Below are 22,177 nucleotides of genomic sequence, written 5' to 3' on the forward strand. Positions count from 1 at the left end.
CGCGACGAGTGGTACCTGGCTGCGGCATTTCACGTGAGCGCCCCGCAGTCAGGTACCACTCGTGCAGATATCGCGGCGTGCGACCAGGCCGGGGTGGCCATTTCTGGTTTGTGTCACGCGGTGGCCGGGCGAAGGTGCGATAAGTGCTGTAGTGCTCGAAGAGCGTTGTAGCCCTGTCGCACTGGGTCTTTGGGGTCGCGGGTGCTCACTGTCGCATTGTGGTTATCGACCGTGCCGACACGATGGTTTTCGGGCCGGCTCCCCGGAAGCGGTGCACGTTCGCCGCTATCGGTTACCGGTTCGTTCAACTAGCCCTGGCGCAGGCGTGCCCCGTACTGTCGCGTCATATGGGAAGCCCCGAGATCGAAATCACCGCAGACCTCGTCCACGACCTGCTGCAGGAGCAGCACCCTGACCTTGCAGGGCTGACCATCCGCGAGGTGGCCGGTGGCTGGGGCAACCAAATGTGGCGCCTCGGGGACGATTTGGCCGTACGCATGCAGCGCATGGATCCCACCCCCGAGCTCCAGCTCAAAGAGCGGCGGTGGCTTCCCGTGTTGGCTCCGCGCCTGCCGCTCGCAGTGCCGACCCCGGTGCGGTTCGGCGAGCCGTCCGAGCGCTTCCCCAAGTACTGGACCGTGATGACGTGGGTTCCGGGCGAGCCGCTTGACCTCGGCACGATCAGCCGCGGCGCCCATGCGGCCGACACTCTCGCGGGTTTCCTCCAGGCACTCCATGTGGAGGCGCCCGACGACGCACCGGTCAGTGCGGATCGCGGCGACCACCTCGAGAAGTACACGGACGGATTCGACCACTTCTTCCACGCCGTCGTCCCCGACGCTCTCGCCGACGAGGTCCGGGCCGTCTGGGACGACGCTGTCGCGGCGCCCGCCTGGGAGGGCCCACCGGTGTGGGTGCACGGCGACCTCCATCCCGCGAACGTCGTCGTCTCGGATGGAACGGTCTCGGGCGTGGTCGATTTCGGCGACATGTTCGCCGGTGATCCGGCGTGGGACCTCGCTGCCGCATGGGTGATCCTGCCTGCGGGCGGCGCCGCACGCTTCTTCGACGAATACGGTCAGGTGGACGAAGCCACGATCCGGCGCGCCCGCGGGCTGGCTGCTATGAAAAGCCTGTTCCTCATGCTGATGGGCCAGAACGGAGACCGGGGCCATCCTGGCGGCAAGCCGACCTGGGGACCCGCAGGCCGGGCAGCACTCGATCGTGTCCTCGGTGAGCGTTCGAACTAGCAGTGTCCCGCACTGCCAGAACCAGCCGCATCAGGAGGACGTTCCCACCTCCAGACACCCGAGGCGCAGAACGTCTTTCTATCCCAGGCATGGCGCGCAGGAGTGAACTGTCCGGCCGCGGTGAGTGTCTCGCGCAGGATATGACCGAGCGCTAGGGTTGCAGTCGGTCGGCCAGCAATCCTTGGAAATGCGGGCACGTCATGATGTCGTCGTGGTGGCATTCCAGGCCCCCCTCGAGCATGTCGAGTGCGGCTTGCGCGCGGGCGATCCGGGCGCGCAACCTCTCGCGGTGGTCCTCCATCACCTCATGGCGCGCCGGTGCGGACCGGGTGGCCAGCATCGTCCTGATATCGGCGAGTCCGAGGCCCGCCTCTTTGGAGATCAGGATCGCCGCCACCCGGTACAGGTCCGTGTCGGAGTAGCGGCGACGGTCGCCTGCGCGGGCCGGTGTCAGCAGTCCTTCCGCCTCCCAATGTCGCAGCACGTGTGTCGGCAACCCGAACTGAGCCGCCACCTCACCGATTGACTTCATGTCGACATTAAGTCGCACAATGGCGGTCATGTCCACATTGCTTACCCTCCTCGACGCCTTTGATGATCTCCCCCAGGCTCGTAACCTGCGGGAACACACGTATGAAGGGCTCGGCGACACCGTGGTCGACGTCGGCTGCGGGGGCGGGCGCGCCGTCGGTGAGTTGGCTGCCCGTGGGGCGAGAGCCATCGGCATCGACATGGACCCCGCAATGATCGAGTTCGCCATCGACCGCTGGCCCGCGAGTGAGTTCCACGTCGGTGACGCCACCGCGCTGCCTCTCGAGGACGGCTCGGTCACCGGCTACCGCGCCGACAAGGTCCTGCACGCCCTCGCCGAGCCCGAGCCAGCCGTCATCGAAGCCCGCCGGGTCCTGGCCGGAAACGGCCGCGCGGTGCTAGTCGGCCAGGACTGGGACACGTTCGTGATCGACTCCGACGATCCCGAACCAACCCGCACGCTCGTCCACGCTCGCGCTGACCGCATCCCGAACCCGCGCGTCGCCCGCCGGTACCGGAACCTGCTGCTGGACAACGGGTTCGTCGACGTCACCGTCGAGGTCCATACGATCGTGTGGACGGACGACGCGTGCCTGCCGCTGCTCGCCAACCTCGGCGGAGAAGGCGCCTGGCTCGACGAGCAAGCCGCCAGGGCACGCAACGATCGGCTGTTCCTGGCCTTCCCGGTCTTTCTCGCCTCCGGGACTCGCGCCGATTGAATGAAGCAGTTCGGTGAGTCGGCCTCTCATCCGAGAATCGAATGAGGGGCCGTGACGCTCTGCGTCTCAGGGGCGATCGAACTCGCCGTCGACGGCACCGCCCAGGAAGGCATCCCACTCCGCCGGGGTGAAGACAAGGGCCGGGCCGGTCGGGTTCTTCGAGTCCCGGACGCCGACCATGCCTGCGTCGAGATGGGCGATCTCCACGCAGGCATCCGCGTTTGCGGATCGGGTGCTCTTGAACCAGTTCGCCCCGGACAGGTCAACGCTGCTCACGCCTCGAACTCCTTTGCTATTTCCAGGATCAGCGACCTGGTGTCTTGTTCGTCCAACGCTACACGCCTCAGCCTGTCCAACGCGTCGTGATAGCGCTGGATCTCCGTCTCTTGCTCCAGATAGAGATGCCCCGCATACTCCTCGACAAAAACCACTGGCGGCTCGATCATCCGCGACGATGGAAGCGGCGGAAACTCGAACAGCACGAATGAGCCGACTTGGAGCCCGATGTGCCCATCGGCGCGCAGCGGAATCACCCGGATCGAGACGTTGTCCCGGTCTCCGACCTCGGTCAGATGCCGAAGCTGCCTTGCCATTACTGCGGGTCCACCCACTCGGTGACGCAGCACCGCCTCTGACAGGATCACTTCCATCTGGAACCCGACCTCATCCAGCTTGGCCTGCCGCCGCATAGCCAGCTCGACCTTTTGCTCCGCTTCTGCGGTTGGAATTGCCGGGTTGTCTACCCAGATCATGTCCCGGCGATACTCGCTGGTTTGCAGCAGGCCGGGCAAGAGCGTGAGCTGAAAGGTTGTCAGCTTCTGCGCGGCGTCTTCCAATCCGAGATAGTGATCGAACTTCGGCTCGACCGGATAGCTTCTCCACCACCCATTCCCCGCCTTTTTCGCCTCCTCGACCTCACCGGCCAGCGTCAGCAGCCGATCCCGCTCGGCCGGACTCGCCACATACTCATCACACAAGGCGTTGACGTAGACCCGCGACAACTTGGTCGGTAGCCCATCCTCCATCCGCCCGATCGTCTGCGGCGACACCTCGATCACCTTGCCCGCCGCTGTTTGACTCTTGCCTGCCCGCATCCGCAACCTGCGCAGTTCCCGCCCGGCCGCCCGTTGAGGGAGTGTCGACCCCGCTGCCATGTAGTTAGCCTCGCTATCGGATTGCTCGAATTATGGAACGCTTCGTGGTGGAACATGTGGTCGCGCGTGGCCCGCCGCAGAATCTTGGTGTCGCGACCGAAGAATCGCGACGACGCACATTCCAAAACCCTTGCGGGGACGGTCTACTGATCTCAGCTCCGAGCGCCGGGCGAGGTCCGACCCCACCGGACCCCTGGCGCTCGGGGCACACCAACCGATATCGACGACCGGAGGTGCCCGCAATTATGAATGCCGTTCCCCCTTTTCGCCACCATGCTCTTCGCACCATGCCGGTGGAGCTTGCGCACCGGGTCATGCAAGAACACATCGACTGTCCGATTACGGTGTGCGCGATCAAATCACAGGCGAAAACTGTACTGGTGCAACATAAACGCTTGGCACCGGCGACTCGTGTGAAGTTCGGGTACTGAGCCGTGGACCGACTGCGCGATATCGAAATCGATGTGCTTCGCGAGGTCATCGAGGCGGTCGATGCCCGGCTCGACACCCTCGCGAACCTGACGGTTCCGCGATCGAAGGTGTACGCCTCGGTCATCTACGCGGTCATATCGAGTGCCAGGGATACCGGCCACTATGGCGCCGGGATGCTCGCCAACGCACCTTTGCTCGATTCGATCCTATCGGGGGCGGAGGGAACCGAACATGGCGCCACCATATTCGCCACACTGGTGGATCTGCATACGCTCAACTAGCCACATCCGCCGCCCGAACCGGGTTCGGGCACGCGATCGTCAGGTGCAGAACCTAGTCGGACGTCACAGCGAGCTCCTCGCAATGTGGATGCCTTTTCAGCGGTTCAGATTTCCCATATCGACCCGGATCTGCGCGCCGGTGACATGGCGTGCGTCGTCGGAGCAGAGCCAGGCGACGGTGCCGGCGATGTCCTCAGGCTCGCTGATGGTGTCGGGCAGGGTGTTCATGTAGATCGGGGACAGCGTGGTTGCGTACTCGTCCAGCAGTGGGCCCATGGCGCGCAGTTCCATACCGGTCTTCACACCTGCGGGGTGCACGGTGTTCACTCGGATGCGGTGCGCGCCCAGTTCGTTCGCCATGGTTTTGGCGAGCCCGGTGATGCCGTGTTTGGTGGCGACATAATGCCCGGTGAACGGTACGCCCTTGAGGCCGGCAACCGAACTGGTGAACACGATCGCGCCGCCGGTGCCCTGTTCGATCAGGTACGGCACCGTCGCTTTCGCGGTATGGAACACGCCGGTCAGGTTCACATCGACGGTTTCGCGCCACTGTTCGGCGGAGATCTCCCACGAGAGCCCGACCGAGCAGATCCCCGCGTTCGCGACCACGACATCGAGGCGGCCGAACTCTTCGGTGCCCGCGGTGAGGGCCTGTGACAGCGCATCGAGATCGCGCACGTCCGCGGTGCGGGCCACGATGCGGCGGCCGGTCTTCTCGACCAGGCGGACCGTTTCGTCCAGGTCCTCACGAGTCGCCCCGGCGTACGGAGTCGTCTCGAACTGGGTACAGGCGTCGACGGCGATGATGTCGGCGCCTTCCTGCGCGAAGCGGATCGCTTCGGCGCGGCCCTGTCCACGCGCGGCGCCGGTGATGAAGACGACCCGATCTTCGAATCGACCAGTCACACTCATGAGTACCTCCGAAATATGGTGTTGTTCAGCTCGAGTGGCTACTGGGCCGAATGGTCGTCCGGGGTCATTCCCGATGCGCGGAATTCTGCGTGGCCACCCGGGCCCACACTGCCGGGTCGGTGCGCGGCCCGCCGGGGGTGTCCGCGCCGTACCGCTCGATGCAGGCGGCGATGTCCAGCGGCCCCGTCAGTGGGGTGCCCGGACGCAGTGCCGCTTCGACATGTTCGTCGGGCACCAACCAGCACACCTCGAACTCGATGCCGTCGGGGTCGCGCCCGTACAGCGCCTTGGTCGAACCGTGGTCTCCGGAGCCGGTGAGCGCACGGGCATCTGCCAGCGCTGCACGCATCTGCGCGAGCTCGGCCAGGGTGTCGACCTCCCACGCCACGTGATACAAACCGACCGACCCGGGCGCCGGAACCGCGGGCCTACGGGATTGGAACAAACCCAGGTCATGGTCGTTGGCCGATCCTGCATGCCGCAGGAATGCGCCACCGGGAAACCCTTCGGCCAACCGCTCGAAACCGAGCACCCCTTCATAGAAGGCGAGACTGCGCTCCAGGTTCGACACGTACAGGACGACGTGGTTGATTCCCCGCATGCCCAGCTGCTCCTCGACCGATAGCTTCCTCGATTCCGCCGCGCCGACAACGGGCGGAGGTCGTTCCACCGCGATCCTCCCCTGACCGCGCGCACAGTAGTGCCGTGCGTCCCGATGATCGGGAACGAGCATTGTGCGGCCGCTCCCCCATCCGGCCGGGCGATCCACCGTTACACCCGGCCGTCTGGGTGAGCCTTCAGGTTCAGCGGGTCGCGATAATCGCCGACCCGTGACCGAAGAGGCCTTGATTCACCGCAATACCCGCGCGAGCGTCATCCACTTGGCGGCCATCGGCATCGCCGCGCAACTGCCAGGTGAGTTCGCAGACCTGGGCGATGGCCTGCGCGGGGATCGCCTCACCGAAACAGGCCAACCCACCACTGGGGTTCACCGGCACACGACCACCCAATGTTGTTGCACCGCTGCGCAATAGTTCTTCCGCGCCGCCGGTCTCGCAGAGCCCGATGTCCTCGTACCAGTCCAACTCCAGCGCGGTGGAGAGGTCATACACCTCGGCGAGGGACATGTCGTCGGGGCCGAGCCCGGCCTCTTCGTACGCGGCGTACGCGACGGCCGAACGGAACGCGCGCGACGGAGGCTCGACGGCCACGGCGGAGTCGGTCGCGAAATCCGGGAGATCGAGCACCGTTTTCGGGAAAGTCGGCGTGACCGTGGACAGCGCCCGGATGCGGACCGGATCGGTGATGCCGTGGCGCTTCGCGTACTCCATCGATGTCAGCACCACCGCGGCGCCGCCGTCACTGGTCGCGCAGATGTCGAGCAGCCGCAGCGGGTCCGACACGATCGCCGACGCGGCGACCTCCTCGGCCGACACCTCCTTGCGGTAGCGCGCATACGGGTTGTTCAGGCCGTGGCGGGCATTCTTCACCTTGACCGCGGCGAAGTCGTCGAGCGTGGCACCGTGCAGCGCCATCCGGCGGCGTGCATACAGCGCGAAATAGATCGGGTTCGTCGCGCCGAGCAGGTGGAAACGCAACCAGTCCGGATCGTCACGGCGTTCACCACCGACGGGCTGGAAGAAGCCCTTCGGGGTGGTATCCGCGCCGACCACCAGCGCGACGTCGCACAGCCCGGCCAGAATCTGGGCGCGCGCGTTGGCGATGGCCTGGGCGCCGGAGGCGCAGGCGGCGTAGCTGCTCGAGATCCGCGCGCCCGACCAGCCCAGTGCCTGGGCGAACGTCGCGCCCGAGACGAAACCGGGGTATCCGTTGCGGATCGTGTCCGCGCCGGCGATATAGCCGACGTCGCGGTGGTCCACCCCGGCGTCGGCCAGTGCGGCACGCGCCGCGACCAGGCCGTATTCGACGAAGTTACGGCCCCACTTACCCCACTGGTGCATGCCCGCACCGAGGACGGCGATATCGCGGTTGGTCTCACTCATCGACCGGCCTCCACATCCACACCGTGTGCTCCGCTTCCTCGTCTTCGTAGAGCACGCCGAGGGTCAGTTCGACCGGCATGCCGACGGCCAGGTCATCGACGGTGAGCCCACGCACCACCTGCCCGAGGATCACCATCTGCTCGACCTCGAGCTCCACCGCGGCGACGACGTAGGGCTCGAAGGGTTCGGGCGAGACATAGGGCGGGGGCGGCTTGTACCTGGCATCCGCATACGACCAGATCCGGCCGCGGGTGGAAAACAGGTATTCGGCCAGCTCGGAGCCATCTTTCGGCGCGGCACACTGCGGGTTCCGGCAGGCCAGCGTATTCCGCGGGAAGTACGGAGTGCCGCAAGTAGTGCAGCGGCTTCCCTTCAGGCGCACCGTGCCGTCGTCCGCAGTGAACCAGTCGGCCACGGCGGGGCGTTGTTCTTTCTGCACGAGCCCGACGCTATAGGAACACGTTCTATTTTGGTACCGGAATCCGCTTCTTCGATGCGTGGGCGGAGGTACGGTGAGGCCGGATTGGGGATGCGATGGCATCCGCGAGTCGATCTGGAGTACCGCCATACGATGGGCACCGAAGTCATTGAACCGCAGTCGATCCGAAACGTCACGATCGTCGGGGACCCCGACGATACGGCGCGCGTTGTCCACCGCCTGCTCCGCGGTTTCACCACGACCGGGACCGGCACGAGCGCCACGGTCCGCTGGGTGACCGACCACGTCGAGCACACGATTCGCATCGCCGAGCTGTCGAGCCACGCACCGATCGCGACCCTGGAGCGGTCCATCCGGGTAGCCGATGGAGTGATCGCGGTCATGAACGCCGCCCGGGCGAGCACCGCACGACTCGAGGCGGTACTGCGGATCGCCGACGACCACCAGGTCGCACGGCTGTGCCTGGTGACCGGACTCGATCATCGCGCCGCCGACTTCGACCGCTGCGTCCGCACGATCGCCGCCACGCACGGAGCGGTACCGCTGACGCTGCATATCCCGCACGGCATCGGCACCGAGTTCGAAGGCGCCATCGACCTGATCCCGATGGGGTCGCTCGAACCGATGGCCGCCGCGTCCTACGGAAGCCATTGGAAAGTTGCCGAGCAGCGGTACCGCGTCCTCATGGACCAGGTAGTGGACCGGAACGCCACAGATCCGAATATCCTCGGCCCGCGACAGCTCCCACCCGAGCAGTTGCATGACCGCGTCCGTCGCCTCACCCACATAGGCGACGCCGCGCCCGTCCTGTGTGATGCGACTCCACGCAATCACATCGCCCCACTCCTGGATGCCATCGTCCGATATCTCCCCTCGCCGATGCACGTCTGCCAACCGGAACACGCCCTCGACTACTGACGGAGGCTGCGCCGGCTCATCCAGTCTTGCTGGTCACAATACCCCCGGGGGTACTTGCATACCCCTAGGGGTATCTGCCACCCTGGTGACATAAGCGGGCAGGACCTGGAGGAATCCGCATGATTCTGGAGCAGTACTACATCGAGTGCCTATCGCATGCCTCGTACCTGATCGGCGACGAAAGCACCGGTCGGGCCATCGTGGTCGACCCGCGCCGTGATGTCGCCGAATACCTCACCGATGCGCGCGACCGGGGCCTGACCATCGAGGCGGTCATCAACACCCACTTCCACGCCGACTTCGTCTCCGGCCATCTCGAGCTTTTCGAAGCAACCGGAGCCTGGATCGGCTTCGGAGAGGCCGCGCACACCGACTATCCGATTCGCCGACTCCGCCACGGCGAACACCTCGAACTCGGGGCGGTGGATATCGAGATACTGGCCACCCCTGGGCACACCTGGGAGTCGATCAGCCTGCTGGTACGAGAACATGCGGGAGCGGCGCCGACCGCGGTACTGACCGGCGATTCCCTGTTCATCGGCGACGTCGGTCGCCCTGATCTGGTCAACCTGGGCAACGGCACGAGCACCGACCTCGCCCGAGCGATGTACCGAACCATCCACCAGACGCTGCTGCCCCTTCCTGATTCGGTGACGGTGCTCCCGGCACACGGCGCGGGCTCCTCGTGTGGCAGAAACCTGTCGAGCGAACTCTCCTCCACCATCGGCGAACAGCGCCGCAGCAACTACGCGGTACAGCCGATGACCGAGGACGAGTTCGTCGCACTGATCACCGATGGCCAGCCTGCGGCTCCGGCGTATTTCGCCGTGGACGCGGCCTTGAACAAGGCCAACCGGCCGCTTTTCGACGAGCAGCGTCATGTGCCCGCGATTGCCGCCGAACAGTTACGGGCCGAACTCGACTCCGGAACGCACGTCCTCGATACCCGCGCCCCTGAGGACTTCGCGAACGGTCACCTCGCAGGCTCGATCAATGTCGGATTCGACGGCCGATTCGCCGAAACCGGCGGAATGGTCGCCGAGGTCGGCGACCGGATCGTGCTGATCACCTCGCCCGGACAGGAGCAGACCGCGGCCATGCGGCTCGCGCGAATCGGTTCCGACCACACGATCGGATTCTTCAACGTCGATGCCGACGGCTCGTTCCCTGCCGACCTGATCGATCTGGTCCACGTCGCGCCGCGGACGACCGCCACCGAACTCGAACACCTGCTCGCCGCGGACTCGGTCACCGTCGTGGACATCCGCAACACCAGCGAGCGCGAGTTCGGGACGATACCCAGCGCGCTACCGATCCCGCTGGCACAGTTACGGACTCGCATCGACGAGCTACCGACCGACCGGCCGCTGGTGGTGCACTGCGCCGGCGGTTGGCGATCGAGCGTGGCGGCATCGCTGCTGCGCGCCCACGGGATACCGGGCGTCAGCGACCTGGTCGGCGGATACAACGAATGGGCCGCTCGATCAGTTGCATGACGCGAACACCTCCACTATTCGGACCTGACGAAGGAGATAACCATGTGCTATCAGACGACATGTTCGACCTGCCGCAAGACCACGTGGGACGGATGCGGACAACACGCAGACAGCGTGATGAAATCCGTGCCTGCCGCCCAGCGGTGCACTTGCGCCGATCACAGTTCCCCGACGAAGAAGGGCTTCCTTTCTTCACTTTTCGGCCGCTGACGCGTCGCGCGATATCTGCCACGAATCCATACGGAAGGAAACCCCATGGTCGGCAACGAGGAAAACATCGCCCAGGTACTGAATCGGCTCCGGCGCGCACACGGTCAACTCGCCGGAGTCATCTCGATGGTGGAGCAGGGCCGAGACTGCAAGGACGTCGTCACCCAGTTGGCCGCAGTATCGCGCGCACTCGACCGTGCTGGATTCAAGATCGTCGCCAGCGGGCTGCGGGAATGCTTGAGCGGCGAAGCCACCGAGGGTGGCGAGCCGCTGACCGAAGCGGAGCTCGAGAAGCTGTTCCTGGCACTGGCCTGACCCGGCGAACCGATCGCGATCAGGCGGCGATCGACGCGTTGAGCGCATCGCCGACCAGAGGCGATCCGCCCGGACACAGAACGGATAGGCGATGACGACGGCCGTCGCTCTCGCGCTGGGCGCGATCATCGGGATCCTGCTCGGACTGCTCGGCGGAGGCGGATCCATCCTGGCGGTCCCCGCCCTCGTCTACGGCATCGGCCTCGATATCGAGCAGGCGATACCGATCTCGCTGATCGTGGTCGGTTCCTCCGCCGCGGTCGGAGCGCTGCCGAAGATCAGGGCGCGTCTGGTCGAATGGCGGCTCGCCGTCATCTTCGCCGCCGCAGGCCTTCCCGCCACCTTCGCCGGAAGCGCCATCGGACGGCTGCTACCTCAGTCGGTGCTCCTGATCGGCTTCGCCTCCGTCATGGTCCTCGCCGCGGTGCGCATGCTGCGCGATACCGAAAGCATCGGTATGGCCTGCAAGCGGACGGACTCGGGGATCGACTGGCGCCGTTGCGTCTCACGGTCGATACCGGCGGGGTTCGGCGTGGGGTTGCTGACCGGACTGTTCGGCGTCGGCGGCGGATTCCTCATCGTTCCTGCCTTGGTGCTGATGCTCGGCGTCCACATGCCCGTTGCGGTCGGAACCTCGCTGGCGATCATCGTCGCGAACACTGCTTCCGGCCTGGTCGCCCATCTGGGCGCCGGGGACATCGACTGGGCTCTCACCGGCGTGTTCGCGGGTGCGGCGATCATCGGATCATTGATCGCCGGGCATCTGGGTACCAGGATGGACACCGGCCGGCTGCAACGGTGGTTCGCATTCCTGGTGTTCGGGGTCGCCGCGTACGTGGTGGTCGATACGATCTTCCTTCGGTGACGAGGCGAGGATGACGCCGGTCAAGGCCGTGATGGCGTCGTCGACGATCGCGGTTCCCCGGTTCAACTCGGCGGCAATGGCCTCGGCGGCGCCGAACACACCGACACAGTGCAGCCGCAATGCCGTCGGGCTCATGCCGGAGTACGGCGCCAGCGCATCGACGATCAGATCGGTGTAGCTGTCGTACATTTCGTGCTGGATGGCCTCCATGTCCGGATCGCCTTTCAGCGCCGAGGAGATGGCGTTCAACTCCGGCATGTCGGTAGCGCAGGCGAAGTACGCGGCGCTGATGACCCCCGCGATGCCCGCCGCGTTCGGCGGGGCCTGCTCCAGCGCCTGCATGGTGGCCGCCCGGTGCCGTTCGTCGAGTCGCCGATAGAGCGCGAGCAGCAGTCCGGGGCGGGTGCCGAAGTGGTCGTACACGATGGGCCTGCTCACTCCGGCCGCCTCGGCGAGGGTGGCCAGTGTCAGCCCGTCGGCGCCGTTCGCGCGCACGATCGCCAACGCCGCGTCGAACAACTGCTCGCGCCGAGCGTGCTTGGAAAGGCGGGTCGGCGTGGTGGCCATCGTCCTCCTCTTGCGTTGTGGCGCCATTCTAGCTACAAATTGTAAGTTACAAAATGTAGCTTATGGGGATCGAGAGGATATGCACATGGACCAGCGGAAATCGGTGTTACTTCTGGGCGGGTCAGGACAAGCAGGCTCGGATACCGCCGCTCACTTGCGGCGGTGGCACCCTGAGCTGCCGTTGACAATCGCGGGCCGAAATCTGGAACGCGCACAACGGGTGGCCGACGAACTGGGCGGCGCCACCGCGGTGACCGTCGATCTGGCGCGCGGTGATCTCGGACTACCCGCCGGTCAGCAGTACACGGCGGTGATTGCGACGCTGTGGGACAGCAGGCTGAACGGGCTCCGATTCGCGCAGGACCACGGTGCACCGTATGTCAGCCTGTCCAGCGGCATGATCGACGTCGCGCCCGAAATCACCGCTGGTATGCAGCGCCCGGCCGCCGCACCGGTGCTGATGGCCAGCCACTGGGCCGCGGGGGTCATCACGCTGGCGACGCTGGAGTTTGCCAAGGAGTTCGACCGCGTCGACACCATCCGGATCGGCGCGATTCTCGACGAGAACGACGCGGGCGGGCCCGCGGGGCTCGCGGATCTGGAGCGCTGGGCAGAGGTCACTTCGGCCGGGTACGCGCGGCGCGACGGCGTTTTCGGCTGGGTCGGCGCGGACGAGGCCCAGGTGGAGTTGCGCAGCCTCGACGGCACCGCGGTCATCGGCCAGATCATCCCGATCCTCGATGTGACCAGTCTTGCGACCGCGACCGGCGCGCCGAACGTCGAATTCGCTTTCGCGGTCGGTCAATCCGCAGGCGCGCGCCGTGGCGAGGGCCCGTCAGTTGAGGTTCGAATCGATCTGGAAGGAGTAGGCCCGTCGGGCATGCCGCTCAGTGTCAACCGGCACGTGGTCCACCAGGACGGACAGCGCCCTCTGACCTCGCTCGGCCTTGCCCTCGGTGTCGAACGATTGCTCGGACTGCGCGGCGATGCGGTGGCGCCTGGCATCTACACACCCGAGGTGCTGCTCGATCCGGCCTATGTGGTCGAGCAGCTGGTCGATGCGGGGACCACCTTCGTCGACGCGTGATGAACGCAAACCGTCTATGGCAGCGCCCTTTCGGCTGCGGTCGACCGGCCGATGCGGTGGCGTAACCTTCCAGCGACGGCCGGTGATGGTCACTCATCTGGTCACCGAAACCGCCTGCCGATGCTCGGGGCCGTCTAGGTAGACACCGTCATATTCAACAGATCCGACTGCGCATCGGGCTTCTGAGCGCCGCGCCCCCACCACCCGATCACGCGATCGACAACCGGTCCCGGTGTTCGCACCCAGGTGATGTGGTCATTGCTTCCTCCCGGGGGCACATCCTTGTCGAGGTAGTCCCAGCGGGTGACAGCCGAAGGTTCGAACACACGCTCCGCGAACGCGTCCACACCGCGTTTGGGCATCAGAGTGTCGCCTTCGAGAGCCACAAGGAGAGAAGGGATTCCGATCCGCCCCGATGAAGGGAACGGTGTCCGGCCGGTGAGCACCATCCGAGCCCACTCCCGCATCAGTGTGCGGGCACCCGGTCCGCCGAAGGCGGGTTTGGGCAGGTATCCGTAGGCGGCGGTCAGGACCGGCACGACCAATCCGGCCATGGCGGCGATGGGCAGGCCGAAGCCCGGGTAGTTCCGGTGGTACGGCAGGGAGCCGCCGACGGTGACGAATCCGTCGACGCCCTCGTGGTTCAGCTCGTATCCCGCGGCGAGCTGAGCGCCGAGGCTGTGTCCGAGGAGGATGACCGGCCGGGCGGGCGCTTGCGCGCGGGCCTCAGCGACGGCATTGGCGATGTCATCGATCTCGTCCTGATACGACCAGTCGTGCCGGCGCGATGCGCGGGCCTCGCCGTGTTCGAACCCTCGCCGTGGTAATGCGCGTGCGCTCCATCCACATTCAGCGAAGGCGTCGACGAGGCTCGTGTAGTAGCGGGAGCCGATCGCCATGGCCGGAGCGATCAGCACGATCGGAGGCTCATTGCCTGCTTGCCTGTGCGGGTTCGGTTCGCTGGTCGTTGTCACGGTTTCCTCCGGCCGGTTCGGCTGATGGTCGTTGCGCCACATCGGGTCGATACCCGGCGGCGGGCGATCACGCGAGGTGCGGTCTCCGATCACGAAGGCCGGGCGCGAACCCCATCGCCGACCATCGCCGCGAAGGTCGCGAACATGGCGTTCAGTTCCTCCTCGTCGACACGCAGACTGTCGGAGCGCCAGGCCAATGCGATCACTCCGTTCAGGGAGGCCCAGAGGGTGGTCGCCACCCGGTCGGGGTCCAGGTCGGGGCGCGCGGTGCCGGCCTCGATGGCGTCGCGCATGATGCCGGCGAGCGTCGCGTTCTGCTCGCGGGTCAGCGCGGCCACCCGTTCGAGCGCTTCCGGCTCGTCGGGCGGGTTGGCCAAGATGCGGAATTCATCGGGACGTTCCCGCGCGAAACGCAAATACTCACTGGCCGCGCGCAAGACGCGTTCTTCGACGCTCCCGCCGGCAGCGTAGGCCGCATCCATGTAGACGCGGTTTTCCTCCATCGCCAGTTCGGCGACCGCGGTCAGCAATGCTGACTACGCCCGCACGCTCGACGGCATCGATCCCGACCGCGTCGTGGTGTGGGGCACCTCGTTCAGCGGCGGCCACGCCATCGTCACCGCGGCGCGCGACTCCCGCATCGCGGCCGCGATCTCGCAGTGTCCCTTCACCGACGGCATCGCCTCCTCGACCGCCGTAGCGCCGCTAACCTCCGCGAAGCTGACCGCGCTTGCGCTTCGCGACACGATCGGCGACATGCTCGGCAGGGAGCCGGTTCGGGTCCCCGCCTACGGGCCGCCCGGATCGACCGCGTTGATGACCGCGCCCGACGCCGAGCCCGGGTCTCTTGCCCTCATCCCTGAAGGCCGCCGCTTTCCCAAACAGATCGCCGCGCTGGCCCGGGAACTGCGCCACCGCGGCGCGAACCTCGCCCTGCTCGACCTCGACCTCGACCTCGACCGTGTGCGCGAACAAGCCGCCTCGCTCGGCCCGGACACCGCCGCACGTGGGTGGGTGGCAGATGTTCGCGACCTCGACAGTCTGCGCGCTGCGATCGACAGTGCCGCCTTGCATTTCGGTCGCGTCGACATCGTGATCGCCAACGCCGGCCTCCCCGTGATGGCACCGCTGGAAACCCTCGAGCCCGAGGCGTTCGAACGAATCATCGACGTCAACCTCAACGGCGTCTGGCGGACTTTCCGGGCGGCCCTCCCCCACGTCCGTACACGGCGGGGCTACCTGCTCGCGATCTCTTCGATGGCCGCATTCGTGCATTCCCCGCTACAGGGCCCCTACACCGCGAGCAAGGCCGGCGCGTGGGCGCTGTGTGACTCGACCCGGCTCGAGGTGCGCCACCTCGGCGTCGGTGTCGGCAGCGCGCACCCGACGTTCTTCCGGACGCCGATGATGGACGACGTGCACGCCGACCCTGCCGGAAACACGCTGTGGGGCGGCAACTCGAAGGGGCTGTGGAAGATGGTCCCGTTCGAGATGGTCGTCGGCGAGATCGTCGCCGGAATCGAACGCCGCGCCGCCCAGATCGTGGTTCCGCGCAGCAACGCGCTGTTCGCCCGTATCCCCGGCCTCATCCGGCCGATCGTCGACCGGATCGGCTTCCGCGGCAACACCATTCCGTACGCCATCGCACAGGCATCAGGTACCGGCTGGAACCACCCCGAATCGGCAGATCGGGTGGCTATTACTCACGAAGGAGAACTGACTCGATGACCGGACGGATCGTCCTGTTCGGCGCCACCGGCTACACCGGCGGGCTCGTCCTCGACGCCCTGCTGCGGCGCGGAATCGCACCTATGCTCGCCGGACGCAACCGCGACGCCCTGGCAGCGCTCGCCGCACGTCACGGCGACCTCGAATACGCGATCGCCGATGTCGCCGATGCTGACAGCTGCACGAATCTGGTGCAGCGCGGTGACGTCCTCATCAGCACCGTCGGCCCGTTCGAACGATTCGGCCACCCCGTCGCCCGCGCGGCCGCCGAAGCCGGTGCGCACTACATCGATTCCACCGGCGAGGTCGGTTTCGTCCTCGAGTTGCGCAAGCGTCTGCACGAACGCGCCCGCGAGACCGGCTCGGTGATGCTGCCCGCGTTCGGGTACGACTACGTGCCCGGCATCCTGGCCGCGACGATGGCCGCACTGCAAGGCGGGGCAGCCGTGCGCTCGATCGACGTCGGGTACTTCGCCACCGGCCCGCTCTGGCGTGGGCTCAGCCAGGGCACCCGAACCACGATGCGCGACGGACTCACTCTCCCCGCGCCGCGCTGGCGCGACAGGCAGCTCACCCAGGAACGCACCGCATCGAAGATCCACAGCTTCGCGGTACGCGGACGCCGCAGGAACGCCTTCCTCGTCTCCGGAACCGAGGTGATGGTTCTGCCTGCGATGTTCCCCAACCTCGACAACGTCACCGTCTACAACGGCTGGTTCCCCTCCCTCGCCCGCCCCACCGCCGCCATATCGGCGTTCGCGACCGCCGCCAACCGAATCCCGCTCGGCCGCAACCTGGTCGACCTCATCACCCGCCCGATGGTCGGCCCGCCCGGCGGCCCCGACACCGCTGAACGCGCACGCACCCGCAGCTATGTCGTCGCCACCGCTTCCTCTGACGCGGGCCCGCTTTCCGAGGTCCACGTCGAAGGCCCCAGCGCCTACAGCCTCACCGGAGAACTCATGGCGTGGGCGGCGCAGCAACTCAGCACCACCGCGCCCCACGCCCCGGGCGTCGTCGGTCCGGTCGAAGCGTTCGGCTTCGACACCCTTCGTGAGGGCTGCGCCGAAATCGGACTCAGCCCGACGTCAGCGTGAACTCCAACTGCACCGTCTGAACCGTCAGCGATGCTCTCCCCGCAGCGACTGACCGGTTGGGCGACAGCCGCCGCACCGACGTCATGATGCCGACCACGGATCGACTCCGCAGGTCAACAGGTCACCACCAAGTGGTCGCGGGGCCGATACCGCCTAGGGGTCTTCGCCGGATGTGATCTGGATGCGCCGGGCGAAGATACGTCGACTCACCTGCGAGTGAGCCCGGCCAGGACAAACCTCCCACTGAGTGAGCGGCAACGCGCAGGAGTCGACCGCGGCCGGTTTAGCGTCGATCCGACGAGGTGTCGATCACCGTGTCGCCTGATCTCGCTCGGTTGTCCGAAGGAGTTCCCGATGCATCATCCGGCCGCCGAACCTGTCATGCAGGTCGGTTATGTCGTTGCCGATCTGGACGTCAGTATCCAAGAGTGGGTGCAGAACACCGGGATCGGTCCGTGGACGGTTTTTCGTGGTGCGAGGCTCGACGGCCGTTATGAGGGAGCCGACACCACCGTGACCATGGACGTGGCGATGGGCTATTCGGGTGAGGTCCAGATCGAGCTGATGCAGATCACGTCCGCGACGCCGTCGCCTTACGCGGACGAGTCCGGCGCGCTGAAACTCGGCCCGCACCACATCGCCTGGACCACCGATGATCTCGATGCTTCGGTCGAGCAGGCGCGGGAGCGCGGCTTGACCGTCTTGTTCGCGGCCACCGGCCCGGGTACGAAGATCGCCTATCTCCAATCCCCGGCACAGCAAGGGGTGGTCTACGAGTACATCCAGAGCGACGGGATGCGGGAGATGGTTGCCTACGGGATCGCGCAGGCGCGCACATGGGATGGCGCCGACCCCGTTCGCGAGGTCAACCCCTCCCCGTAGGACCGTCTAGGTCAAAGGCGGTGGGGACCTTCGACCACGGTCGCAGCGGTGGCATCCACTGCACGATCGCATGCGATGCAACTTCCCGGACCCGGATCAACTGCCGCACAATCAAGGAGAACAGCATGCTGGCGCTACGGTTACACGGGCCGCGAGACGCCCGCTTGGACGAGATTCCCGAGCCCGCCGTTCGCCCGGGGACGGTCAAGGTTCGGGTGACCTGCGCAGGCATCTGCGGGTCCGACCTGTCGCTGTATGACACGGCACCGGTCCCGGTGGACTGGCCGCACCCGCTCATCGGTGAGGTCGGACCGCATGTGCTCGGACATGAGATCTCGGGGTACGTCGCCGAAGTCGGAGAAGGTGTCGAAGGCATCCTGGTCGACGCGCTGGTCGCGATTCAACCGAATCTCGACGACGGAGAGTGCCCCGCATGCCTACGGGGTGAACCCAATCTGTGCGAGCAAGGCGGGTTCCTCGGAGTGAACGGCGGCGGTGGCGGATTCGCCGAGTATGTGGTGGCCCCGGCGGCGAAGGTCTTCCTCATGCCACCGGAGATCGGACCGGAAACCGCTGCGCTGATCGAACCGTTGAGCGTTGCGTTGCACGCTGTTCGGCGCAGTGGCATCGCTGCGGGACAGACCGCGCTGATCATCGGCGGTGGACCGATCGGGCTGGGTCTGTTGCTCTGTCTCAGAGCGCACGGCGTGGATCGGGTCATCGTCAGCGAGGTGAGTGCGAGCAGGCGTGCGCTCGCCGAATCGTTCGGTGCCGACGTGATCGACCCCAGAAGTCTCGACCCGGTTGCGCATGCCCGCAAAGTCACCGGCGGCCGAGGCGTCGACGCCTCGTTCGACGCCGCGGGTGTCGGCACCGCGACCTTCGCCCCGGCCGTCGAGGCGCTCAGGAAGGGCGGCACCACCGTCGCCGTGGCGATGTACCACGAGGCCGTCGACCTCGATCCGGGAATGCTCATGGTGACCGAGAAGACCTGCACCGGCAGTCTCGCCTACACCAGCGATGATTTCCGCGCGGTCATCGACGCGATCACCGAAGGCCGCATCGATCCCACTCGACTGGTCACCAGACGGATTTCACTCGACGAGGTGCTGGACAAGGGGATCGAACTGCTCCGCGGCGAAGGACGCGACACCGAGGTGAAGATCCTCGTCACGCGGTGAGCTCCAGCCGTTGTCGTAGCACCTAGCCGATGCTGCTCCCGCGGTCCTCCGTTTCGATCTTCATGACCGTAACGCTGGTCGCGACTGCCCCGGAGGTGGTTGTCTCTGCTCGTTCGCCGAGTTCGAAGGAGAGAGCCGTTATGTCCGTCGCTGACACCGCGACCACCGTGCAGGTCGTCAAGCTCGGTACCCACATCGGCGCACAGCTCGACGGAGTTCGGCTCGGTGGCGACCTCGACGAGCAGACGGTGGCCGCCATCCGCACAGCACTGCTCGAGCACAAGGTTGTCTTCTTCCGGAATCAGCACCACCTGACCGAGGACGGGCAATACGAGTTCGCGCAGCTGCTCGGCAGCCCGACCACCCCGCATCCGACGCTCACCTCCGCGGGTTCGAAGAGTCTGGCCATCGATTCCCAGCACGGCCGTTCCAACGTCTGGCACACCGACGTCACCTTCGTCGATCGCGTCCCCCGTGCCTCGATCCTGCGCGCGGTCACCCTGCCCAGCTATGGCGGCTCGACCACCTGGGCCTCCACTGTCGCCGCGTACAACTCGCTGCCCGAACCGCTCAGGCGCCTGGCCGAAAGCCTGCGCGCGCGCCACACCAACCGGTACGACTACGCCACCGCCACCGAGGAATTCCAGGGCGAGCAGGGCAGGGCCTACCGGCGCGAGTTCGAGTCCACGTATTTCGAGACCGAGCATCCCGTGGTGGAAGTGCATCCGGAGACCGGTGAACGTGCGCTGCTGCTCGGCGGATTCGTGAAGGAGATCGCGGGCCTGCCGGGCAGCGAGTCACGCGCACTGTTGCGGCTGTTTCAGGACCGGGTGACACGGCTCGAGCACACCACCCGCTGGAATTGGTCGCTGGGTGATGTCGCCATCTGGGACAACCGCGCCACCCAGCATTACGCCATCGACGACTACGACGGCAGCGAGCACCGGAAACTGACCCGCATCACCCTCGCTGGAACCATCCCGGTCGGCGTCGACGGCAGGCCGAGCACCGTGATCAGCGGTAATTCCGACACCTATTCCTCGACTGCCCCACTGACACGGGCAGCGTGACGCTTCATTTCTCGAATCGCCCACCACGCGAATTCCGAAACGAACGCCCGACATCGATTAGCCTGTGACGGTTCACGAGTCCGGCCATAACGCGCAGACAAAGTACCGACCGAGCTACGGCTGATGATGGGAATCGGCGTGAATTTGTGGAGCTATATCCAAGGGCGGGGCGAAGTCCTGACCTTCCTCACCTATCAGCACGCCTCCCTGGCATTTCAAACGGTCCTGGTCGGCACGGTCGTCGCTGTGCTCATCGCGGTGGCGGTGTATCGGCTTCCGTTGTTGTCCGCGCTGACACTGACGTCGAGCCGGGTCGCGTTGACGATTCCCTCGTTGGCGCTGCTCGCGCTGCTGCTGGTCCCCTTCGGACTCGGCGTCGTCCCGTCGTTTCTCATGCTGGCGTTCTTCGCGGCGCTGCCCGTGATCGGAAACGCGATCGTCGGTCTACGGTCGGTGCCTGCCTCGGTGATCGAATCCGCCCGCGGCATCGGACTTCCGCGCTGGCGGATTCTGCTGACCGTCGAATTGCCGATCGCGTGGCCGGTCATTCTCACCGGTATCAGGGTCTCCACGCAGATGATCGTCGGTGTGGCCGCCATCGTCGCCTACGTCCTCGGCCCGGGCCTCGGATCGCTGATCTTCAACGGCCTTTCCCGCCTCGGTGGCGCGAACGCCCTCGAAATGGCGCTGACCGGAACGCTTCTCATCGTCCTCATCGCCTTGGTGTTCGACGCGCTACTCGTCCTGCTCGGACGCCTCACGATCGCAAAGGGACTGTCATGACCGATGCTGTGACCGATCGACCCGCACCACCCGAACGCAACATCACCGGTGCGTCCATCAAGCTCGACGCGGTCGTCAAGCGCTACAAAGGCCAGGACAAGCCCGCGGTGCAGCGCCTCGACCTCGAGATCGAGGCGGGCCAGATCGTCGCCTTCGTCGGCCCGTCCGGCTGCGGTAAGACGACAACGCTCAAGATGATCAACCGGCTGATCGAGCCCACCGAAGGCCGGATCTACATCGACGGACGCGATGTCACCAAGGAAGACCCCGACAAGCTGCGCCAGTCGATCGGCTACGTCATCCAGTCCGGTGGGCTGTTCCCACACTGGTCGGTCGCCAAGAATATCGGCGCGATCCCCCGGGTGCTCGGCTGGGACAAGAAGCGGATCGCTGAGCGCACCGAATACCTGCTCGACCTGGTCGGTCTCGACCCGGACGCCTTCGCCGACCGGCTGCCCAAGGACATGTCCGGCGGCCAACAGCAGCGGGTCGGCGTGGCCCGCGCGCTGGCGGCAGATCCGCCGGTGCTGCTCATGGACGAGCCGTTCGGTGCGGTCGACCCGATCACCCGGGTGCGCTTGCAGGACAGTCTGATCGCGATCCAGCACGAACTCGGCAAGACCATCGTGATCGTGACTCACGATTTCGAGGAGGCCACCAAACTCGGTGACAAGGTGCTGATCCTGTCCGAGGGCGGTCGCGTCGAGCAGTACGCGACCCCGGAGGAGATCCTCACCGACCCCGCGACGCCGTTCGTCGAGGAGTTCGTCGGATCCGGTGCGAAGTTGGCGTATCTCACCGTGTCCCGGGTGCGCGATGTCGACCACGACCAAGTGGTCACCGCGCGGATCGGCGAGCCGGCACAGCAGGTGATCGATCGTGCGAAGGCGGCAGGACATACCTGGGTCGTGGTCGTCGACAACGCGGGGCGGCCGCGCTCGTGGCCCACCCTCACGGAAGTGGCGAGTAAACCGGAGGTCTCCGACTATCTCGACCGGCGCCTGCCCGTGGTCGCCCAATCCTCCACTCTCAACGATGCACTCGATGCCATGCTCGCCGCCAGTCAGGGCGCCACTCTCGTCACCGACGGGCGTGGCGCCGTCATCGGCTCCCTCAGCATCGGCTCGGTGACGGACGTGATCCAGACCAAGCTCGCCGAGGGACGCGCCGACGAAGCGGACCTGTCGTACGAAACCTATGTCGACGGTACCGACCCGGCGCCCACGCCGGTGGTCGCCGCCGACGATGAACACCGATCGGCCGGGCAGTCATGACCCGAGCGT

Annotated in this window: 25 protein-coding genes; 15 read left to right on the top strand and 10 right to left on the bottom strand. The window is 66.2% G+C overall.

From position 1 onward, the window contains the following. Positions 1-347 precede the first annotated feature (347 nt). Positions 348-1,250 (top strand): aminoglycoside phosphotransferase family protein, encoded by a 903-nt coding sequence (locus ACFXNW_RS06640; protein WP_379416479.1) that lies wholly within the window; start codon positions 348-350, stop codon positions 1,248-1,250. A 151-nt stretch (positions 1,251-1,401) separates the two neighbouring features. Here ACFXNW_RS06640 and ACFXNW_RS06645 read toward each other — a convergent pair whose 3' ends face one another. After that, the gene (locus ACFXNW_RS06645; RefSeq protein WP_379416481.1) at positions 1,402-1,782 is read right to left on the bottom strand and encodes a MerR family transcriptional regulator; all 381 of its coding nucleotides are present in this window, start codon (positions 1,780-1,782) and stop codon (positions 1,402-1,404) included. 28 nt (positions 1,783-1,810) lie between these two features. Here ACFXNW_RS06645 and ACFXNW_RS06650 point away from each other — a divergent pair, with 28 nt between their 5' ends. After that, the gene (locus ACFXNW_RS06650) at positions 1,811-2,500 is read left to right on the top strand and encodes a methyltransferase domain-containing protein (RefSeq protein WP_379416483.1); all 690 of its coding nucleotides are present in this window, start codon (positions 1,811-1,813) and stop codon (positions 2,498-2,500) included. A gap of 66 nt (positions 2,501-2,566) precedes the next feature. Here ACFXNW_RS06650 and ACFXNW_RS06655 read toward each other — a convergent pair whose 3' ends face one another. Together ACFXNW_RS06655 and ACFXNW_RS06660 are read right to left on the bottom strand one after the other, a co-directional pair. After that, entirely contained in the window at positions 2,567-2,776 is a 210-nt protein-coding gene (locus tag ACFXNW_RS06655) for a DUF397 domain-containing protein (RefSeq protein WP_379416485.1), read from the bottom strand. Further along, on the bottom strand, positions 2,773-3,654 hold the full coding sequence (locus tag ACFXNW_RS06660; protein ID WP_379416486.1) for a helix-turn-helix domain-containing protein: 882 nt from the start codon (positions 3,652-3,654) through the stop codon (positions 2,773-2,775). The genes ACFXNW_RS06655 and ACFXNW_RS06660 overlap by 4 nt, the downstream gene beginning before the upstream one ends. Positions 3,655-4,088: 434 nt before the next feature. Here ACFXNW_RS06660 and ACFXNW_RS06665 point away from each other — a divergent pair, with 434 nt between their 5' ends. Next, positions 4,089-4,367, top strand: a complete 279-nt coding sequence (locus tag ACFXNW_RS06665; RefSeq protein WP_379416488.1) for a hypothetical protein — start codon at positions 4,089-4,091, stop codon at positions 4,365-4,367. Between the two features lie 96 nt (positions 4,368-4,463). Here the strand turns inward: ACFXNW_RS06665 and ACFXNW_RS06670 are convergent, their stop codons facing one another. The 4 genes from ACFXNW_RS06670 to ACFXNW_RS06685 form a co-directional block, all read right to left on the bottom strand. Continuing rightward, positions 4,464-5,279 carry a mycofactocin-coupled SDR family oxidoreductase gene (locus ACFXNW_RS06670; RefSeq protein WP_379416490.1) on the bottom strand — a complete coding sequence of 272 codons (816 nt, stop codon included), beginning with the start codon at positions 5,277-5,279 and terminating at the stop codon, positions 4,464-4,466. 64 nt (positions 5,280-5,343) lie between these two features. Continuing rightward, positions 5,344-5,880, bottom strand: coding sequence for a VOC family protein (locus ACFXNW_RS06675; RefSeq protein WP_379416491.1), 537 nt, complete (start codon positions 5,878-5,880; stop codon positions 5,344-5,346). A gap of 202 nt (positions 5,881-6,082) precedes the next feature. Further along, entirely contained in the window at positions 6,083-7,282 is a 1,200-nt protein-coding gene (locus ACFXNW_RS06680; RefSeq protein WP_379416493.1) for a lipid-transfer protein, read from the bottom strand. Further along, positions 7,275-7,697, bottom strand: coding sequence for a Zn-ribbon domain-containing OB-fold protein (locus ACFXNW_RS06685; protein ID WP_379417329.1), 423 nt, complete (start codon positions 7,695-7,697; stop codon positions 7,275-7,277). The genes ACFXNW_RS06680 and ACFXNW_RS06685 overlap by 8 nt, the downstream gene beginning before the upstream one ends. Positions 7,698-7,775: 78 nt before the next feature. On the opposite strand from ACFXNW_RS06685, the gene ACFXNW_RS06690 reads away from it, so the two are divergent. From ACFXNW_RS06690 to ACFXNW_RS06705, 4 genes are all read left to right on the top strand, one after another. Continuing rightward, positions 7,776-8,639 (top strand): GTP-binding protein, encoded by an 864-nt coding sequence (locus ACFXNW_RS06690; protein WP_379416495.1) that lies wholly within the window; start codon positions 7,776-7,778, stop codon positions 8,637-8,639. 119 nt (positions 8,640-8,758) lie between these two features. Beyond that, complete coding sequence (locus ACFXNW_RS06695) at positions 8,759-10,135, top strand: rhodanese-like domain-containing protein (RefSeq protein WP_379416497.1); 1,377 nt, start codon at positions 8,759-8,761, stop codon at positions 10,133-10,135. Between the two features lie 255 nt (positions 10,136-10,390). After that, the gene (locus ACFXNW_RS06700) at positions 10,391-10,660 is read left to right on the top strand and encodes a metal-sensitive transcriptional regulator (protein WP_379416499.1); all 270 of its coding nucleotides are present in this window, start codon (positions 10,391-10,393) and stop codon (positions 10,658-10,660) included. A gap of 91 nt (positions 10,661-10,751) precedes the next feature. Next, the gene (locus tag ACFXNW_RS06705; protein WP_379416500.1) at positions 10,752-11,525 is read left to right on the top strand and encodes a sulfite exporter TauE/SafE family protein; all 774 of its coding nucleotides are present in this window, start codon (positions 10,752-10,754) and stop codon (positions 11,523-11,525) included. Here the strand turns inward: ACFXNW_RS06705 and ACFXNW_RS06710 are convergent. After that, positions 11,406-12,092 (bottom strand): TetR/AcrR family transcriptional regulator, encoded by a 687-nt coding sequence (locus ACFXNW_RS06710; protein WP_379416502.1) that lies wholly within the window; start codon positions 12,090-12,092, stop codon positions 11,406-11,408. The two genes, ACFXNW_RS06705 and ACFXNW_RS06710, sit on opposite strands and share 120 nt — an antisense overlap. An 85-nt stretch (positions 12,093-12,177) precedes the next feature. Between ACFXNW_RS06710 and ACFXNW_RS06715 the strand changes: the two genes are divergently transcribed. Further along, a complete protein-coding gene (locus ACFXNW_RS06715; RefSeq protein ID WP_379416504.1) occupies positions 12,178-13,179 on the top strand; it encodes a saccharopine dehydrogenase in 1,002 nt (333 codons plus the stop codon). 134 nt (positions 13,180-13,313) lie between these two features. On the opposite strand, the gene ACFXNW_RS06720 is transcribed toward ACFXNW_RS06715, so the two are convergent. Both ACFXNW_RS06720 and ACFXNW_RS06725 read right to left on the bottom strand, forming a co-directional pair. Then, positions 13,314-14,153 (bottom strand): alpha/beta fold hydrolase, encoded by an 840-nt coding sequence (locus ACFXNW_RS06720; RefSeq protein ID WP_379416505.1) that lies wholly within the window; start codon positions 14,151-14,153, stop codon positions 13,314-13,316. A gap of 89 nt (positions 14,154-14,242) precedes the next feature. Then, positions 14,243-14,683, bottom strand: coding sequence for a WHG domain-containing protein (locus ACFXNW_RS06725; protein WP_379416507.1), 441 nt, complete (start codon positions 14,681-14,683; stop codon positions 14,243-14,245). Positions 14,684-14,729: 46 nt separating this feature from the next. Here ACFXNW_RS06725 and ACFXNW_RS06730 point away from each other — a divergent pair, with 46 nt between their 5' ends. The 7 genes from ACFXNW_RS06730 (at position 14,730) to ACFXNW_RS06760 (ending at position 22,168) form a co-directional block, all read left to right on the top strand. Beyond that, the gene (locus ACFXNW_RS06730; protein WP_379416509.1) at positions 14,730-15,881 is read left to right on the top strand and encodes an SDR family NAD(P)-dependent oxidoreductase; all 1,152 of its coding nucleotides are present in this window, start codon (positions 14,730-14,732) and stop codon (positions 15,879-15,881) included. Beyond that, positions 15,878-16,978: a saccharopine dehydrogenase family protein gene (locus ACFXNW_RS06735; RefSeq protein ID WP_379416511.1), complete on the top strand. Its 1,101-nt coding sequence runs from the start codon at positions 15,878-15,880 to the stop codon at positions 16,976-16,978. The genes ACFXNW_RS06730 and ACFXNW_RS06735 overlap by 4 nt, the downstream gene beginning before the upstream one ends. Before the next feature lie 354 nt (positions 16,979-17,332). After that, a complete protein-coding gene (locus tag ACFXNW_RS06740) occupies positions 17,333-17,860 on the top strand; it encodes a VOC family protein (RefSeq protein WP_379416513.1) in 528 nt (175 codons plus the stop codon). A 125-nt stretch (positions 17,861-17,985) separates the two neighbouring features. Beyond that, positions 17,986-19,041 (top strand): 2,3-butanediol dehydrogenase, encoded by a 1,056-nt coding sequence (locus tag ACFXNW_RS06745; RefSeq protein ID WP_379416514.1) that lies wholly within the window; start codon positions 17,986-17,988, stop codon positions 19,039-19,041. Positions 19,042-19,181: 140 nt separating this feature from the next. Then, entirely contained in the window at positions 19,182-20,111 is a 930-nt protein-coding gene (locus tag ACFXNW_RS06750; RefSeq protein ID WP_379416515.1) for a TauD/TfdA dioxygenase family protein, read from the top strand. Between the two features lie 138 nt (positions 20,112-20,249). Beyond that, complete coding sequence (locus ACFXNW_RS06755) at positions 20,250-20,894, top strand: ABC transporter permease (protein ID WP_379416517.1); 645 nt, start codon at positions 20,250-20,252, stop codon at positions 20,892-20,894. Beyond that, complete coding sequence (locus tag ACFXNW_RS06760; RefSeq protein ID WP_379416519.1) at positions 20,891-22,168, top strand: ATP-binding cassette domain-containing protein; 1,278 nt, start codon at positions 20,891-20,893, stop codon at positions 22,166-22,168. The genes ACFXNW_RS06755 and ACFXNW_RS06760 overlap by 4 nt, the downstream gene beginning before the upstream one ends. Positions 22,169-22,177: the final 9 nt, after the last annotated feature.

The sequence above is a fragment of the Nocardia sp. NPDC059180 genome (assembly GCF_042754945.1).
Taxonomy (GTDB): Bacteria; Actinomycetota; Actinomycetes; order Mycobacteriales; family Mycobacteriaceae; genus Nocardia.